Genomic DNA, 15,268 nt, shown 5'->3' on the forward strand with positions numbered 1-15,268 from the left:
GCCGGCCCTGCCGAACTAGCGAGAGGAGCGATAATGCAAATACGCCTTGCGGCTCGGATCTTCGGGATCATTTATATCATCGTCGGTATCGTTGGCTTCATTCCGGGAATCTCACCGCCCGTTCCGGCGGATTATCCACATCTGGCGCTCGGCCAGTTTTACAATAACGAACTCGGCGTCTTCACGGTGAACTGGCTGCACAGCATCGTGCACATCGTGATCGGCATCTGGGCGCTTGGTGCGGCCGGGTCGGTTATGGCCGGAAAGAGTTTCTTCCGTGCGAACGGATGGATCTTCGTCGTGCTCTTTATTCTCGGTATTATCCCGGCGACGAACACCGTCTTCGGGCTCGTGCCGCTCTTCGGCTGGGATGCCGGCCTGCATCTGATCACCGCGATCGTTGCGTTCTACTTTGGTTACAGCGCGGCGGCTACGGAAAACACCGTAACCGTCTAGCTAATGCGTTACCTGACGGCGACCAGCGCGCGGCGAGTCCAGGACTCGTCGCGCAGCTTGATCGCCGTCAGTATCGCGCGCGCCGTCCACGCGAGAATCCACGAGATCGGCACGCCCCACAGCCCGATGCGCAGTACCACGATGCAGAGATAGGCGATCGGTAGGACGAGCGCGCTCGTCACGAGTCCGATCATCATCGAAAAGCGCGTGTCGCCCGACGCGCGAATCGGCGCCATCGAGACCATCGCCCACCCTTTGATGGGCAGCGTCGTCATGTGAAACGCCAGCGGGAGCGCGGCGACCGACGCAACGGCCGCATTGAGCGTGAAGATATACGCGAGCGGCCACGCGAAAATCGCCGCACCAACCCCCGTCCACGTCGTAATCCAAAACGCGACTCGTCGAGCGCGCGAGAAGAACGCTTTTGCGCCGGCGACGTCGCGCGCACCCAAACGTTGTCCGACGACCGTCTGCGTGGCGGCCTGCAACGGGCTCGGTACGACGAACGTGAGATCGGAGACGACCGTGAGCGCGCGAAACGCGGCAATCGCGGCCGCGCCGAACGGCGCGAGCATTCCGATGATGAAAACGTCCGGGAGAACCACCGCGAGCAGGAAGACCGATTCGGGTAAGCCGAGTCGCGCGCATTCCAGCGCGAGCCGCAGATCGATCGTAAGGCTCGAAAAGATGCGATAGATCGGGCGGCGCAGCACGTAGCCGATCGCCCACAGCGCGCCGATCGTCTCCGAGAGCAGCGACGAGATGCCGGCACCGACGATGCCGAGCGGATGGTGCGTCCCCAGACCGAGTGCGAGCACGAAGAGCAACGGAATGTGGACCACGTTGATGGCGACGAGTACGAGGATCCCCAGTTTGCGATTGCCGGCCGAGCCGAGACCGGTGATCAGCGAACCCGAGACCGCGATCGGGATCAGCGAGAAGCAGCGCAACGTCAGGTACGTCGCGCCGGCACGAGCGCTGGCGAGATGACCGACGAGCAGATGCATGGCCGGCAACGCGAGCGCGAGGCTTAGAAACGCTGCGAGGACCGCGCAAAAGAACGGCACGACGAACCCGGCGCGAACGGTTTTGGCAAAGCCGTCGATATCGTGCGCGCCCACGCGCTGCGCCGCGATGATGCCTTGGCCGCTCCAAAAACCGCCGATCGCGAAGATGACCGTGATGAAAATCGCGCTCGCGCCGGTTACTCCCGCCAGCGCGACCGTGCCCAGCGTTCCGATCGCGATCGTATCGACGATACCGAGCAGTTGATCGCCGAGTTGCGCCACGGCAAGCGGAACAGAAAGGCGCCGGAACGCGGCGCCTATATTGCGATGGTCGACGAGCATGGAGGTCGCCACTATCCGGGCGCTCCTCGCGCGAGCCGCATCGGCCCTACTTCCGCACGTTCTCGAGCGTGGAGAAGAAGGTGTCGATTTCGTCGTCGGTCGTGTAAAAATGCGGGCTGACGCGGATACCGCAACCGGGGCGATAGTCCACGAAGACGCGATGATCGACGAGCCGATCGTACGCGGCTTGCGAGTTTGGAAAGTCGATGCCGATCCAGCCGGCGCGTTTGCTCGGGTCGAGCGGGGTGTTGACTTGCAGGCCGCGCTCGAGCGCCATCTCCGCGATCCTCGTGGTCAAGCGCACGTTGTGCTCGCGAATCTTCCGCACGCCCACGCGTTTGATCAAATCGTGTCCGGGCTTGGCGACCACGTAGCCGGGAATGGTCGGCGTGCCGGTACCCCACCGGTACATCGAACGATTCCACGTCATCGGTGCGGGTTCGAATGCGAAGGGCCGAGCGTGCGCCATCCAGCCGGTGACTGCCGGTTCGAACGTTTCGCGCAGCGACGGCTTCACGTAAATCCAGCCGCAGCCGGGGCCGCCGCAGAGCCATTTGTGACTGCCGCCGGTAACGATATCGAGATCCCACTCGACCACGTCGTACGGATAGACGCCGGTCGTTTGATATGCGTCGACGCAGAGCAGGGTCCCCGTCTTGCGGCAATGCGCTTGAATGGCGCGAACGTCGCAGAGCGCGCCCGAGACGTAGTACGCGTGCGAGAGAATCGCGATGACGGTCCGCTCGGTGATGGCTGCGATGATACGCTCGGTCGGAATCGTGCGGCCGTCGTCTGAGGGAACCACCCGCGGTTGCGCGCCATATCGCTGCCACTCGGTCCAAACGTAGGTCAGCGACGGAAACTGCAGGGCTTCGTACACGACCTCGTTACGTTCGGGCGTAAAGCGCAGGCAGGTGGCGAGCGCGGCTTGCAGCGCGGAAACGTTCGGTGCGAGGAAGACGCTGCCGGCCGGAGCGCCGACGATCTCGCCGAGCCCGTCGGCGATCTCGCCGATGCGCGGCAGCCAGCGTTCCCACGCCTCGGGACCGTCTTGCGCCCAATCCTCCCAGTAACTCACCAGCGCATCTTTAGCCGCGAGCGGAGCCGCGCCCATCGAGTGCGAGACCAGGTACGTCGACGTTTCGAGCGTTGCGAAGCGATCGCGCAAGACCGCTTGCGTCATCGTATCCATCAGTAGGTTCCTTTGCCGAGATAGGTGCGAACTTCCCAAAGTTCGGGGAAAAAACGCCGGTCGAGCGTGGTCGCCAGATAGGTCGCGCCCAGCGATCCACCGGTGCCTTTCTTCGCTCCGATCATGCGTTCGACCATGCGGATGTGGCGGCTGCGCCACAGCAGCGTGCGCTCGTCGAATTCGATGAACTCTTCGAGTAAGAGATAGAGATCGTAGTGGTCGCGCTCGTTCGTGTAAATTTGACGCATGCTCTCGATCAATTCGTCGTGGGATTCCGCGGCGAAGCCTCGCCGCACGAGCAATGCCTTGAGCCGATCGTAGAGCGAGGGCTGATTCAATCGCCGGTCGAGGCGCGCGCGCTGCGACTCGTCCATCTCGATGAACTTGAGGGTCTCGGTGTGGCGCAGGCCGGCCGTGAATTCGATCTCGCGAAATTGGATAGATTGGAAACCGCTCGCGGGGTTGAGATGGTCGCGGAATTGATTGAACTCCTGCGGGGTCATCGTTTCGAGCACGTCGACCTGCGTTTCGAGCAGCCGTTGAATGGTGGAGATGCGGCGGAAGTGCTTCCCAACGCGAAGCAGATCGTCGCGCTCGAGATCGCGCATGACCGCGTCGATCTCGTGCAGGAGCTGCTTGAACCACAACTCGTAGACCTGATGGATGACGATAAAGAGGAGCTCGTCGTGATGCGCGGGCGCGGAGAGCGGCCGCTGAAGCGCTAGCAGATCGTCGACCTGAAGATACGAACTATAGGAGAGCTGTTCGGACATTTACTCCGTCACGTTTGCGGCGAGTTGCTGATCGATCGTTCCGCGCAGTACGTGCCAGGCCATGATGTAGTCGGCTTTCAAGGATGCCAGCGGCGCGCGAAACGTCTCGGGTTTGTTGTGCTCGATGAAGGCGTGCGAGAGCCACGCGGGCCCGTACCCGGCGGCGAGCCCCGCGAGCGCGAGCCAGGGCTTGCGCGTGGGAATCGCGCAGAGCACGAGTGCCGATGCGGCGATCGTGCCCGCGACGTGCATCGCCCGCGTCCGCGGATCGCTGTGGGCGCGCAGATAGCGCGGCCAAAACTCGTCGAAATCAGTGGATGCCACCGGAGCGACCTTACGGGGCATGCCCCGCTTTTCCTCGAAGAGCGAGCCACCTGTGAAAGGATCGTACATGAAGCACCGCCTGGCCGCTCTCCTCGTTTCGGTCGTCGCGCTCGCGGCCTGCTCGCAGTCGAATCAGGCAGCGAGTACGTCTACGCCCGCGCCGGCGCCGTCGATTAGCAATCCGGTTGCGTTTCCGCTCTACACCGGAGCGCACGTCCTGGCCGCCAAAAATTACACGCAAAGCGCGAATCCGGCCGGCGCCGCCACCTCGGCGTCGGCGCTCTCCGAGGGCGGCGGGACGTATTCGGGGCACGAGGTCATCGCCTCGTCGACCGCCTCGTTTCCCGCGTTGAGCGCGTGGGTGCACTCGCTCGCCGCCAAACCGCCCGTCGGCTACACGGTGGCGGCGAGCGAGAATCTAAACGAGGCGCGCGCGCAGGCCAACCGCGTCGGCCTCGACTTCGCCTCGTTTCAGACGCAGCAAAACGGCAAGAAAGTCGGGCTGCTCGTCGTCGTGATGGATCCGACGCTCGTGACGACGAAACTCGGTCCGGTTCTCGATCTCATCGGCAAATATCGACTGCTTCCAAGCGCCATGCGCGCCACCATCGATTCGCGTGTGCAGGCGCGAATCGGCATGTCGGTCACGCAGGCGATGCAGCCGGATAGCCCCGTGGGCGCCGCGCTTTCGGCGCTCGATCAGTTCCAACATACCAACGCGCGAGGCATCCTACTCATCGATGCGACCAAACAGTAAGGCCGCGCGGCTGCTCCTCTCGCTCGCACTCGCGGTTGCGCCCCCGCCGTTCTACTTGGGCGTTCAAGGCCTCGGCGTCACCGGCGTACATAGCGACGTCGGCGGAAGTCAACGCGGCGCCGGCGCCGGCGCATTGTTGGAAATAGGCGCGACCTTGCGGCGCTTGGGCGTGCATGTGGAGGGAATTCCGCCGGTGAGCCTGCCGCAACGCCCGTCGGCGTTCTACGGCCAAGCGACGCCGAAACTCTCGCTGCTTAACGGCGCCGTGCGCTTTGCAGTCGATCCGCAATCGCGCCTCTGGCTGGGCATCGGGGCGACCGTGATCAATCAGGCGACGCCGCTTCCCAACATCTTTCAAGTTGCCGGCTCGCGCCTGGCCGGCGTGCGTTACGAGGCGTTTTATCGCGCGCCGATGCGCGGGTCGCACTTTGCCGAGATCTTAATCGGCGGCGCGCCGCGCCTCTACGGCGCGGACCATTTTATCTTTAGCGACGGCTCGCCGTCGGTCACGAAGGACGAGCGAGCCAGCGAAGTCGATGCGTCGGTCGCGGTGGGAATACGTCACGCGCATTCCGAGGTGCTCTTCGGCCTGCGCACGATCAACTTTGCCGCGCAGTTTACGAAAATAGGCGAAGCCGCCGACCGCAATAACGGTGCGGGCGTGCTCGTGGAGTTGCGGCGCCTTATCGGACCGTAACGCCCTCGAACGCGAGCAGCCGGCGCCGCATGGATCCGGGGGCGCTGCCTTTGATGCGTCCGTCCGCGCCGACCACGCGATGCGCGGGAATGAAGAGATCGAGCGGCGCCTTCCCCATGGCGGCAGCGACGCCGCGGTGCGAGAGCGGATGACCGATCGCACGCGCGACCTCGCCGTATGAGATGAGTTCGCCGGCCTCGAGTTGCGATACGAGCCGCCACACCGCGATTTGAAACGGCGTCCCGCTAAACGCTAGCGGAAGATCGAATCGATGAAGGCGCTTGCGAAAGTACGCTGCGACCTGTGCGCTCGCTTCGGTCAGCAGCGCATCGCGCGCAGCCGGCGCGCGCGCGTGTGGTTTGGTATGCACGAAATCGCTTTCGACGATCGCGCTTCCATTCGAGACCAGACGCAACGCGATTCCGAGCGGCGTCGCGACGTGGCGGACGTGCTCCACGCGCTATTTGCGAACCAGGCCGAAGCTCAGCAGGGCCGTTCCCGCGGCGGCTTTGCAATCGAGCATCGCCGGCACGTACGACGCTTTCGCGGCCACGGCGTACATCAGCGAATCGAAGGCGGCGTCGCCCGACGACGACACGATCGATGCCGTCTGCGGCTGTCCCGTCGCGTCGACGTTGACGGCAATCGTCGCCTTCAGCGGGAACGGTTTGGTGAACGTGTATCCCGCCGAATTCGGAGCCAGGATTTGCGTGACCGCAGCGGCGTGATTGCACGGATCCGTTTTGCCGTTCGAGAGGGCCGCGCCGCGAGGCGCAAAGACCGCGTGATACAGAAACGTTCCACCCACCGGCCGGCAGTCGACTTCCCCCGCTTGATACGACGACGCACTGGCCGCGTCCAACGCGGCTCGGTCAAACGCGGCGCTGCCGGTGGATTGATAGACCGATGTTTTCACGACCTTACCGCCGGCGTCGAGCGTTATTTTAATGAGGGCGCTCTCGACGCCGCGGCCCGCGTTGACTTCGCTATCGGGATAGACCGGCGCCACCGCATGCAACACCGATGCCTGGCGCGAGCAGTTCGGAGCGGCCGGCGCATTCGAGGTAGCCAAGGCGAGAACGAGCGGCAGAAGCATCCCCGATGGTTCGAGCAAATTCGGGGGGCAACCCTCGTCGTTTGGCCAAATGCCGCCGTATGTGGTTGAACCGGTTACCGCCGGACTACCGGCGCCGATACTATACGAATTTGGCGATCTTTGCCGCGCTCGTCATTTTTTTCGTGGTCGTTGGGAAGCTGCCGCCCCGCGCGGGAACCGACGCCGTCCTAGGGCTCTTCGGTTTGCTCGTCGGGTTCATGTGCGTTTGGCCGTTCGTGCAACTCGCGCGGGCGGACCCGCGTCCACCCCGCAGCGCGTACGTTTTGTGCGGCGCATGGGTTGCGGCCTACGCGCTCGCCATCGCGGGGTTCTTCGTGCCGCCGCTGCTCCTGTTCACCTTGCCGGCACTGCTCGTAGGGCTCGTTCTCATGTTCGCGTCGATGATCGTCTACCGTCGCATCCTCCTGCCGAGTCTATTCAACGGCCAATACCGCGAGCGATTTGCAGCCGCGATGGCGGCACGGCGAGCCGACAGAGAAGAGCTAAACGACGTCATCGCGTCGATCCATCGCAAAGACGACGCGTAAGCCGAAGGCCGGCCTACGCCGCAGGGGTGTAAGCTTGGTATTCCCAATGCTTACGGCGGCACCGTTACCAATGCGGAGAGATGGCAGAGCGGTTTAATGCAGCGGTCTTGAAAACCGCAGAACCTTCACGGGTTCCGGGAGTTCGAATCTCCCTCTCTCCTAAGAAAATCACGCAGACTTGCTTGTGTTGTCAAGCTCCGTCCTTCGACAAAGCACTATCCTTCGACAAGCTTCCGTCCTTCGACAAGCTCAGGATGACAAGGGGGGCGGGCGCTGTTTTTTTTTGACCGGTTTAGGCAATAGGCTAGACCGGTCAAAGGGGCGGGCGTTTGTTCCTTGTCATGCTGAGCTTGTCGAAGCACGACGCGCGGCACGTTGCGTTCGTCGACGGGCTCGGCCCCCTCGACAGGCTCTGTCCTTCGACAGGCTCAGGATGACAAGGGGGCGGGCGTTTGTTTTTTGTCATGCTGAGCTTGTCGAAGCATGGGTGCGGGGGTGGGGCGGTCTTCGGTTCGGCGTTTGCGGGTGATGTGGGTGGTTAGGAAGGCTAGCCAGAGGTCCATGCCGGCGCCGGTGCGGGCGGAGAGTTCGATGATGATGATGCCGGGGTGTACCCGACGGATGTTCTCGAGTGCGGTGCTGCGGTCGAAACCGGTCGCTTCGGCGAGATCGGTTTTGGTGACGAGCGCGATATCGGCGGTGTTGAAGGCCAACGGATACTTCAACGGCTTGTCTTCGCCTTCGGTCACCGAGAAAACGACGACGCGCAGGTCTTCGCCCAAGTCGTATTCGGCGGGACAAATGAGGTTGCCGACATTTTCGATGGCCAGTAAATCGGGCTCGCCCAAATCCCATCCGGCGAGCGCGCGTTCGATCATCTGAGCGTCGAGGCGGCACTCCGCGCCGGTGACGATCTGTTTGACGGGCGCGCCGCTGCGCGCGAGCCGCACGGCATCGTTTTCCGTCGCTTGATCGCCGACCAATGCCGCCACGCGCAACGCCGGGCGCAGCGCGCCGAGCGTCGCTTCCAGCAGCGTCGTCTTGCCGGCACCGGGACTCGAGAGCAGGTTTACGACATATGTGCCGCTCTCTTTGAAGCGCTCGCGCAGCTCACGTGCGAGCGTGCCGTTCTTCTTGAGTATCGACTGTTGAACGTCGATCAACCGCAGCGTCATCGTCCACCTCCATAGCGACAACATCCAGTTCGCGTCCGCGTACGATCGGGCAACCGACTGCCCCGCACGCGGGGCAAGCCAGCGGCGGGACGGGCGGACCGTCGTAGCCGCATTCGGGGCACTTTACGGCGACCGGTACGTCCTCGATGAGCAGTCGCGCGCCCCGTGCGACCGTGCCTTCGGAAACCAATTCCCACGCAAACATCAGCGCATCTTTTTGGACGCCCGAAAAGGCGCCGATCCGCACGTGGACGGCCACCACCGTGCCAGGGCTCACGAGCGCTTGCTCGCTAACGCCGTCGATTATGGAGAGTGCTACCGATACTTCATGCATACAGCGTGGTTGCTTGGAAAAATATATTTGCCGTTCGTGTATCCAGGGACGTATAATCGGATTCTATCAGAAGTCTGGTGCTTGAATCCAATAGTTAAGCCGATTCGTTGCAACATTGTAACACTCGTTTTTGAAAATCGTACGTAACCGATAGACCGCTTCGCGCGCTCGCGAAACGCGCGACGGCGACCTACCGATGGGGCCTAAATCCTAACGGGAGGGTAGCATGGCGTTCGATACCAAGTCCGATGTTCTCGTAAACGTGCTGTGGATAAATGCAGGCCTGAGTTGCGACGGCGATTCGGTCGCGTTGACCGCGGCGATGCAGCCGTCGATCGAAGAGATCGCACTGGGCGCATTGCCGGGACTTCCCAAGGTACGATTCTTCTGGCCGCTGATCGATTACAACGAAGGCGACGCGTTCCTTAAAGCATTTTTTGACGCTCAAAAAGGCTTGATGGACCCGTTCGTGCTGGTCATCGAAGGGTCGATTCCAAACGAAGCGATCAAGAAAGAAGGCTACTGGTGCGGGTTTGGCAACAATCCCGATACCGGCCAGCCGATGACGACGAGCGAGTGGATCGACCGGCTCGCGCCCAAGGCGTTGGCCGTGCTCGCGGTCGGCACGTGTGCGACCTACGGCGGCATCCATGCGATGGCCGGCAATCCGACCGGCGCGATGGGCGTGCCCGATTATCTCGGCTGGGATTGGAAATCGCACGCCGGCATTCCGATCGTGTGCGTGCCGGGGTGCCCGACGCACCCGGATAATCTTTCGGAGACCATACTCTACTTGTTATGGCAGGCGGCCGGTCAAGCGCCGATGATTCCGCTCGACGATTGCCTGCGTCCGAAGTGGTTGTTCGGCGCCACCGTTCACGAGGGCTGCGATCGCGCCGGGTACTACGAACAGGGCGATTTCGCGAAGGAATACGGCTCGCCGAAGTGTTTGGTTAAACTCGGGTGCTGGGGACCCGTCGTGAAATGCAACGTTCCTAAGCGCGGTTGGATGGGCGGCGTCGGCGGTTGTCCGAACGTCGGCGGCATTTGCATCGGCTGCACGATGCCGGGATTCCCCGATAAGTTCATGCCGTTCATGGACGAACCGCCCGGAGCGAACGTTTCGAGCTTCGCGAGCGGGCTCTACGGCAACGTCATCCGCCCGTTGCGCAAATACACCGCCGGCACGCTCGATCAAGAACCGAAGTGGCGGCACAAAGGCACGCAACTGACGACCGGCTACAAACCGCGCTACTAGCGCATCCTCACCTTCTTTCACCCTCAGAGGTAGCGGCATGGCCATCAAAGATATGCCGGGCTCTACGCAGGATACCGGCGGCAGCCGGCTTGTCGAGATGTCGTGGGATCCGATCACACGCATCGTCGGAAGCCTCGGCATTTACACGAAGATCGACTTCAAAGCCCGCAAGGTCGCCGAGTGCCACAGCACGTCGTCGGTCTTCCGCGGCTACAGTATCTTCATGAAAGGCAAGGACCCGCGCGACGCGCACTTCATCACGAGCCGCATCTGCGGAATCTGCGGTGACAACCACGCGACTTGTTCGTGCTACGCGCAGAACATGGCGTTCAAGGTGAAGCCTCCCCACCTGGGCGAGTGGATCATCAACCTCGGCGAGGCCGCCGAGTACATGTTCGATCACAACATCTTCCAGGAGAACCTCGTCGGCGTCGACTTCTGCGAGACGATGGTGCGCGAGACCAATCCGAGCGTGTGGGAAAAGGCCAAGAAGACCGAGGCGCCGCACGCGGCCGATCACGGATACCGCACGATCGCCGATATCATGACGGCGCTCAATCCGTTCACCGGGGACTTCTACCGCGAAGCCTTGGTCATCAGCCGGTACACTCGCGAGATGTTCTGCCTCATGGAAGGGCGCCACGTTCATCCGTCGACCCTCTACGCCGGCGGAACGGGAACCGTTGCGACCATTCAGCTCTTTACCGACTACCTGACGCGGCTCATGCGCTATGTGGAGTACATGAAACGCTGCGTGCCGCTGCACGACGACCTCTTCGACTTTTTCTACGAGGCCTTGCCGGGCTACGAAGCGGTCGGGCAGCGTCGCATTCTGCTCGGCTGCTGGGGCAGTTTCCAAGACCCCGACTACTGTAATTTCGAATATAAAGATATGACCGATTGGGGCCGTCACATGTTCGTGACGCCCGGCGTCGTCGTGGACGGAAAGCTCGTCACCAACGATCTCGTGCAGATCAATCTCGGCATTCGCATCCTGCTCGGCAGTTCGTACTACAACGACTGGGAGAACCAGGAGACGTTCGTGCAACGCGACCCGCTAGGCAACCCGGTCGATCGGCGTCATCCGTGGAACATGCACACGCTGCCCACGCCGAAGAAACGCGACTTCAGCGGCGAGTACAGCTGGGTGATGTCCCCGCGCTGGTACGACGGCAAGGACTATCTCGCGCTCGATACGGGCGGCGGCGCCATCGCGCGGCTCTGGTCGACCGCGCTTTCGGGGCTCGTCGACATCGGCTACGTCAAGGCGACCGGCAACAGCGTCGTCATCAACCTTCCGGCCTCGGCAACCAAGCCGGCCAAGACGTTCGAATGGAAGGTTCCGAAGTGGAGCAACACGATTGAGCGCGATCGTGCGCGCACCTACTTCCAAGCGTATGCGGCCGGCTGCGCGCTGCACTTCCTCGACAAAGCGCTCGCCGAAATCCGCGCCGGACACACGAAAACGTGGGAGCAGTTCAAGGTTCCCAAAGATGCGATCGGCTGCGGCTTTACCGAAGCGGTGCGCGGCGTGCTATCGCACCACATGGTGATTCGCGACGGCAAAATCGCGAACTATCACCCGTGGCCGCCGACGCCGTGGAACGCGAATCCGCGCGACAGCTACGGCACCCCGGGGCCGTACGAAGACGCCGTGCAAAACACGCCGCTCTTCGAAGAGAACGGGCCCGAGACTTTCAGAGGCATCGACATCATGCGCTCGGTGCGCAGCTTCGACCCCTGCCTGCCGTGCGGCGTGCACATGTGGCTGGGCGAAGGCAAGGTGCTCGAGCAAGTGCACTCGCCGTTCTATCCGATGGAATGACGGAAGAGGCGATGCAAGACCTTCGCACGCTCGGCGAGCGGATCGAATCGCTGCTCTCCAATTTCGACCGCGTATTGACGCCCGCACAAGCGCGCGGCAACGCGGAAGAATTGGTGAGCGGGCTGGTCCACCTCTACGGCAGCGGTCTGACGCGGGTGCTCGAGGCGGTCGACGAGTGCGCGGGGGAGGCCGCGCCCAGGGTCTTCGACCGCCTCTGCGGCGACGATCTGGTGGCGAGCCTGCTCGTGCTGCACGGGCTTCATCCGTTAAGTTTGGAGGAACGAATCGGACGCGCGCTCGACGGCGTGCGTCCGTATTTGAAGTCGCACGAAGGCAGCGTCGAAATCCTGCGCGTCGAGGACGGCGTCGTGCACCTGCGTTTGGGCGGCAGCTGCCACGGGTGTCCGTCGTCGACGGAGACGGTGCGGCTCGCAATTCGCCGCGCGATTCTGGAGGCGGCGCCCGAGATCACCGACGTCGTGGCCGAAGGTGCGATCGCCGCGGAACCGGCTGCGACCAGCACGTTGCGCGTATTGAGCGATTGGATCGCGCTCGATTCGTTCCCCGAACTCGCCCCGGGCGCGTTTGCGGCGCTCGAAATCGGCGGCGCGCCGGTCCTGCTCGCCCGGTCGGACGAATCGCGCTATGCGTATCGCAACCAATGCCCGCGCTGTATGAGCGGTCTCGCGCAAGCGTCGCTCGACTGGCCGATCCTCACGTGTGCCGGATGTCGCGCGTCCTTCGACATCGTCAAAGCCGGGCGCGAGATCGGCGGGCCTGCGCATCTCGAGCCGGTGCCCATGGTCGAAGAGTCCGGGCGCTTTCGCCTCGCCATGCCGGCGCTCGCGTAGGGTTGGTACGCGATGCAGCCGCCGCTCGCGCGATTTCTCGGCGAACGAAAGGCCCCGGTTCCCGGGGAGCTGTGCGAACTCTGCGCGACGCCGCTCTTCGAAGCCCATTCGCATTTGGTCGATGCGAACGCGCGGCGATTGCTGTGCGCGTGCCGGCCGTGCTATCTGCTCTTCACGCCGAAGGGGGCCGCGCAGGGGCGGTACAAACCGGTGCCGGAACGCTATGTGGAACTCGGGGTCGAGTTGACCGGCGCGCAGTGGGACGAATTGCAGATTCCGATCAGTTTGGCGTTCTTCTTTTTTACGGCCGAATCCGAAAAGCTGACGGCCTTTTATCCGGGACCGTCGGGTGCGACCGAGTCGCTGCTGCCGCTCGACGTTTGGGATCGCCTATTTAAGCACGACCCCGTTCTCGCGACGATGGAAGCGGACGTGGAGGCACTGCTGGTCGCGCGCGATCGCGGGGGCGGCGGCCGCGCGCTCTTAGTGCCGATCGACGCCTGCTACGAACTCGTCGGCCTGATTCGCAAAACCTGGAAAGGCTTCGACGGCGGCGAAGACGCGCATGCCGCGATCGACGCGTTCTTCGAGCGTCTGCGCGAGCGCAGCACCGGAATGGTTACCGAGGCCCGGCGATGAGCGAGTTGTCGTTCGAGATCGTCGGCGTGCGAGCGGAACGGTATGCCGTAGCACCGGCGGTCGCGCTGCGTTTGCGCGTGCGCGAAGGCAGTGGGATCGAGGTCTCGTGTTTGTCGCTGCGCGTGCAAGTTCAAATCGAACCGCGACGCCGGCACTACGAAAAAACGGAAGAGGAGCGCCTGGTCGAACTCTTCGGCGAACCCGCGCGATGGGGCGAGACGCTGCGCACGGTGTTGTGGACGCACCTCTCCGTCTCGCTGCCAACCTTCACGAACGAAACCGAGATCGACCTGCTGCTGCCGTGCAGCTACGATTTCGACGTGTCGGCGAACAAGTATCTTCAGGCGCTCGGCGACGGCGAGATTCCGGTCGCGCTGCTCTTTAGCGGAACGCTGTTCCAGCGCGCGCCGGCCGGTTTCTCCGCCGAGATGGTTCCGTGGGAGAAAGAGGCCGGCTACCAGATTCCCGTGCACGTGTTTCGGGAAGCCGTCGACGCGCATTTCCCGAATACCGCATGGATACGCGTACGGCGCGACACCTTCGACGAACTCTATCGCTACAAGACGGGAGCCCAGCTCTCGGGTTGGGACGACGCAGTCGTGAGTCTTCTCGAACGAGCGAAGGAGCCGCAATGACGGCGTTCGACGGACTGCGTAAAATCGCCGATGCCGTGCTGTACGAGGGATACCTGCTCTACCCGTACACGGCATCGGCGGCCAAAAACCGCGTGCGCTGGCAGTTCGGCGTCGTCGTTCCGCGCGCGTACGCGCAGAATGAAACCGGCGAAAACGCGCACATGCAGACCGAAGTGCTCCTCGAGCCGCAACGGCAGACGCCGCACGTTGAAGTGCGAGTTCGCTTTTTGCACGTACGAGCGCGCACGGTCGAGCGCGCGTCGGGGGCGGCGTTCGAGCCGGTGGCGGAGCTCGCGGTCGACGGCACGCGTTACATCACGTTCGACGAAACGGTTGAAGAAGAGATCGCAATCCTACCGAGGCGCGGCCGCAGCGAGACGCCGATCGAGATCGCGGGCGCCGTCGAGATCGAACCGCTGTGCGACCGCGACGGAGTCACGGCCGGCCGCATCGTGCGTCGCCGCTGGCCATTGCGCGGCCGGATACTTGTGAAACGCGAACCGGAAGGTTCGCTCGAAAAGGTGACCGTTCGGATTGAGAACGACTCGGAGGTCGTACCGGCGGCAGAACGCGCAACCGCGTTGCGCACGGCCTTCGTTTCGACCCACACGCTGCTGCGCGCCGAAGGCGGGCAGTTTCTCTCGCCGCTCGATCCGCCGCAGGTTGCGGCCGCTGCGGCCGCCTCGTGCACGAACGAGCACACGTGGCCCGTACTCGCGGGCGTCGCCGGTCCCGATCCGCGATACGCCGCGCTCGTACTGTCGTCCCCGATCATCCTCTACGATTTTCCGCGTACCGCGGAGCGCAGCGACGGCGATACATTCGACGGCACCGAGATCGACGAATTGCTCAAACTCAGCGTCCTCGCCATGAGCGATGCCGAGAAGGACGAGGCGCGCGCAACCGACCCGGCGGCCCGGGCGATCGTCGATCGCGCGGAGACGCTTTCATCCGACGAACTATTTGCGCTCCACGGCATCGTCACCACCGAGCCGTCGCCCGGATCGGGCCGGCTGGACGTTGCGGGCACCGTTGTAGCGAAGGGCTCGCGCGTGCGCTTGCACCCCAAACGTCGCGCCGACAGCTGGGATATGTTTCTGGCCGACCGGAGTGCGCGCGTGCAGGGAGTCTACGAAGATTTCGAAGGGTTAACGTACGTCGCAGTCACCGTCGACGACGATCCCGCCAGCGACCTGCACGAATGGTACGGCCGCTCGCTCTTTTTCTACCCCGAAGAAATCGAGCCACTCCGATGACCCGCCCTTGTCATCCTGAGCTTGTCGAAGGGCAGAGCCGCTCGAAGGCCGAGCCTGTCGAGCAACGCGATGTACCGCGCTCCGTGCTTCGACAAGCTCAGCA

18 protein-coding genes and 1 tRNA gene are annotated in these 15,268 nt (G+C 63.2%); 11 read left to right on the plus strand and 8 right to left on the minus strand.

Annotated elements, in window-relative coordinates; genetic code table 11:
- Nucleotides 1-33: 33 nt before the first annotated feature.
- Nucleotides 34-456 carry a DUF4383 domain-containing protein gene (locus tag VIG32_08405; protein ID HEY8298026.1) on the plus strand — a complete coding sequence of 141 codons (423 nt, stop codon included), beginning with the start codon at nucleotides 34-36 and terminating at the stop codon, nucleotides 454-456.
- 8 nt (nucleotides 457-464) lie between these two features.
- Here VIG32_08405 and VIG32_08410 read toward each other — a convergent pair whose 3' ends face one another.
- From VIG32_08410 to VIG32_08425, 4 genes are read right to left on the minus strand one after another with little or no spacing between them, the layout of a single operon-like run.
- The gene (locus tag VIG32_08410) at nucleotides 465-1,817 is read right to left on the minus strand and encodes an MATE family efflux transporter (protein HEY8298027.1); all 1,353 of its coding nucleotides are present in this window, start codon (nucleotides 1,815-1,817) and stop codon (nucleotides 465-467) included.
- A 34-nt stretch (nucleotides 1,818-1,851) separates the two neighbouring features.
- On the minus strand, nucleotides 1,852-2,997 hold the full coding sequence (locus VIG32_08415; protein HEY8298028.1) for an aminotransferase class V-fold PLP-dependent enzyme: 1,146 nt from the start codon (nucleotides 2,995-2,997) through the stop codon (nucleotides 1,852-1,854).
- On the minus strand, nucleotides 2,997-3,770 hold the full coding sequence (locus tag VIG32_08420) for a tryptophan 2,3-dioxygenase family protein (GenBank protein HEY8298029.1): 774 nt from the start codon (nucleotides 3,768-3,770) through the stop codon (nucleotides 2,997-2,999). Before VIG32_08420 ends, VIG32_08415 begins: the two co-directional genes overlap by 1 nt.
- On the minus strand, nucleotides 3,771-4,094 hold the full coding sequence (locus VIG32_08425; GenBank protein ID HEY8298030.1) for a DUF962 domain-containing protein: 324 nt from the start codon (nucleotides 4,092-4,094) through the stop codon (nucleotides 3,771-3,773).
- A gap of 67 nt (nucleotides 4,095-4,161) precedes the next feature.
- Between VIG32_08425 and VIG32_08430 the strand changes: the two genes are divergently transcribed.
- Nucleotides 4,162-4,851, plus strand: coding sequence for a hypothetical protein (locus VIG32_08430; GenBank protein HEY8298031.1), 690 nt, complete (start codon nucleotides 4,162-4,164; stop codon nucleotides 4,849-4,851).
- Nucleotides 4,835-5,548 carry a hypothetical protein gene (locus VIG32_08435; GenBank protein ID HEY8298032.1) on the plus strand — a complete coding sequence of 238 codons (714 nt, stop codon included), beginning with the start codon at nucleotides 4,835-4,837 and terminating at the stop codon, nucleotides 5,546-5,548. The genes VIG32_08430 and VIG32_08435 overlap by 17 nt, the downstream gene beginning before the upstream one ends.
- On the opposite strand, the gene VIG32_08440 is transcribed toward VIG32_08435, so the two are convergent.
- Nucleotides 5,535-6,005, minus strand: a complete 471-nt coding sequence (locus tag VIG32_08440; GenBank protein HEY8298033.1) for a methylated-DNA--[protein]-cysteine S-methyltransferase — start codon at nucleotides 6,003-6,005, stop codon at nucleotides 5,535-5,537. The two genes, VIG32_08435 and VIG32_08440, sit on opposite strands and share 14 nt — an antisense overlap.
- A gap of 3 nt (nucleotides 6,006-6,008) precedes the next feature.
- The gene (locus tag VIG32_08445) at nucleotides 6,009-6,644 is read right to left on the minus strand and encodes a TonB family protein (protein ID HEY8298034.1); all 636 of its coding nucleotides are present in this window, start codon (nucleotides 6,642-6,644) and stop codon (nucleotides 6,009-6,011) included.
- Nucleotides 6,645-6,685: 41 nt separating this feature from the next.
- Between VIG32_08445 and VIG32_08450 the strand changes: the two genes are divergently transcribed.
- Together VIG32_08450 and VIG32_08455 are read left to right on the plus strand one after the other, a co-directional pair.
- Nucleotides 6,686-7,192: a hypothetical protein gene (locus VIG32_08450; GenBank protein ID HEY8298035.1), complete on the plus strand. Its 507-nt coding sequence runs from the start codon at nucleotides 6,686-6,688 to the stop codon at nucleotides 7,190-7,192.
- 74 nt (nucleotides 7,193-7,266) lie between these two features.
- Nucleotides 7,267-7,353, plus strand: a tRNA-Ser gene (locus tag VIG32_08455).
- Between the two features lie 267 nt (nucleotides 7,354-7,620).
- Here VIG32_08455 and hypB read toward each other — a convergent pair.
- Nucleotides 7,621-8,367 carry a hydrogenase nickel incorporation protein HypB gene (gene hypB, locus VIG32_08460; protein ID HEY8298036.1) on the minus strand — a complete coding sequence of 249 codons (747 nt, stop codon included), beginning with the start codon at nucleotides 8,365-8,367 and terminating at the stop codon, nucleotides 7,621-7,623.
- Nucleotides 8,303-8,701, minus strand: coding sequence for a hydrogenase maturation nickel metallochaperone HypA (locus VIG32_08465; protein ID HEY8298037.1), 399 nt, complete (start codon nucleotides 8,699-8,701; stop codon nucleotides 8,303-8,305). The genes hypB and VIG32_08465 overlap by 65 nt, the downstream gene beginning before the upstream one ends.
- 226 nt (nucleotides 8,702-8,927) lie before the next feature.
- On the opposite strand from VIG32_08465, the gene VIG32_08470 reads away from it, so the two are divergent.
- Genes VIG32_08470 through VIG32_08495 form a run of 6 tightly spaced genes read left to right on the plus strand, consistent with a single transcriptional unit; the run spans nucleotide 8,928 to nucleotide 15,165 of the window.
- Nucleotides 8,928-9,959 (plus strand): hypothetical protein, encoded by a 1,032-nt coding sequence (locus tag VIG32_08470; GenBank protein HEY8298038.1) that lies wholly within the window; start codon nucleotides 8,928-8,930, stop codon nucleotides 9,957-9,959.
- A gap of 37 nt (nucleotides 9,960-9,996) precedes the next feature.
- Nucleotides 9,997-11,784: a nickel-dependent hydrogenase large subunit gene (locus tag VIG32_08475; GenBank protein HEY8298039.1), complete on the plus strand. Its 1,788-nt coding sequence runs from the start codon at nucleotides 9,997-9,999 to the stop codon at nucleotides 11,782-11,784.
- Between the two features lie 11 nt (nucleotides 11,785-11,795).
- The gene (locus VIG32_08480) at nucleotides 11,796-12,635 is read left to right on the plus strand and encodes a NifU family protein (protein HEY8298040.1); all 840 of its coding nucleotides are present in this window, start codon (nucleotides 11,796-11,798) and stop codon (nucleotides 12,633-12,635) included.
- Nucleotides 12,636-12,647: 12 nt separating this feature from the next.
- Nucleotides 12,648-13,274, plus strand: a complete 627-nt coding sequence (locus VIG32_08485; GenBank protein ID HEY8298041.1) for a DUF5947 family protein — start codon at nucleotides 12,648-12,650, stop codon at nucleotides 13,272-13,274.
- Nucleotides 13,271-13,909 carry a DUF6084 family protein gene (locus VIG32_08490; protein ID HEY8298042.1) on the plus strand — a complete coding sequence of 213 codons (639 nt, stop codon included), beginning with the start codon at nucleotides 13,271-13,273 and terminating at the stop codon, nucleotides 13,907-13,909. The genes VIG32_08485 and VIG32_08490 overlap by 4 nt, the downstream gene beginning before the upstream one ends.
- Nucleotides 13,906-15,165: a hypothetical protein gene (locus VIG32_08495; protein HEY8298043.1), complete on the plus strand. Its 1,260-nt coding sequence runs from the start codon at nucleotides 13,906-13,908 to the stop codon at nucleotides 15,163-15,165. The genes VIG32_08490 and VIG32_08495 overlap by 4 nt, the downstream gene beginning before the upstream one ends.
- Nucleotides 15,166-15,268: the final 103 nt, after the last annotated feature.

Source organism: Candidatus Baltobacteraceae bacterium (assembly GCA_036559195.1).
In the GTDB taxonomy this organism is placed as follows: domain Bacteria; phylum Vulcanimicrobiota; class Vulcanimicrobiia; order Vulcanimicrobiales; family Vulcanimicrobiaceae; genus JALYTZ01.

Bases quoted from the DNA above. Each gene is read 5' to 3' on its own strand.
- VIG32_08405 (HEY8298026.1), top strand. From the start codon at position 34: ATGCAAATACGCCTTGCGGCTCGGATCTTCGGGATCATTTATATCATC.
- VIG32_08415 (HEY8298028.1), bottom strand. From the start codon at position 2,997: ATGGATACGATGACGCAAGCGGTCTTGCGCGATCGCTTCGCAACGCTC.
- VIG32_08420 (HEY8298029.1), bottom strand. From the start codon at position 3,770: ATGTCCGAACAGCTCTCCTATAGTTCGTATCTTCAGGTCGACGATCTG.
- VIG32_08430 (HEY8298031.1), top strand. From the start codon at position 4,162: ATGAAGCACCGCCTGGCCGCTCTCCTCGTTTCGGTCGTCGCGCTCGCG.
- VIG32_08435 (HEY8298032.1), top strand. From the start codon at position 4,835: ATGCGACCAAACAGTAAGGCCGCGCGGCTGCTCCTCTCGCTCGCACTC.
- VIG32_08445 (HEY8298034.1), bottom strand. From the start codon at position 6,644: ATGCTTCTGCCGCTCGTTCTCGCCTTGGCTACCTCGAATGCGCCGGCC.
- hypB (HEY8298036.1), bottom strand. From the start codon at position 8,367: ATGACGCTGCGGTTGATCGACGTTCAACAGTCGATACTCAAGAAGAAC.
- VIG32_08465 (HEY8298037.1), bottom strand. From the start codon at position 8,701: ATGCATGAAGTATCGGTAGCACTCTCCATAATCGACGGCGTTAGCGAG.
- VIG32_08470 (HEY8298038.1), top strand. From the start codon at position 8,928: ATGGCGTTCGATACCAAGTCCGATGTTCTCGTAAACGTGCTGTGGATA.
- VIG32_08475 (HEY8298039.1), top strand. From the start codon at position 9,997: ATGGCCATCAAAGATATGCCGGGCTCTACGCAGGATACCGGCGGCAGC.
- VIG32_08480 (HEY8298040.1), top strand. From the start codon at position 11,796: ATGCAAGACCTTCGCACGCTCGGCGAGCGGATCGAATCGCTGCTCTCC.
- VIG32_08485 (HEY8298041.1), top strand. From the start codon at position 12,648: ATGCAGCCGCCGCTCGCGCGATTTCTCGGCGAACGAAAGGCCCCGGTT.
- VIG32_08490 (HEY8298042.1), top strand. From the start codon at position 13,271: ATGAGCGAGTTGTCGTTCGAGATCGTCGGCGTGCGAGCGGAACGGTAT.
- VIG32_08495 (HEY8298043.1), top strand. From the start codon at position 13,906: ATGACGGCGTTCGACGGACTGCGTAAAATCGCCGATGCCGTGCTGTAC.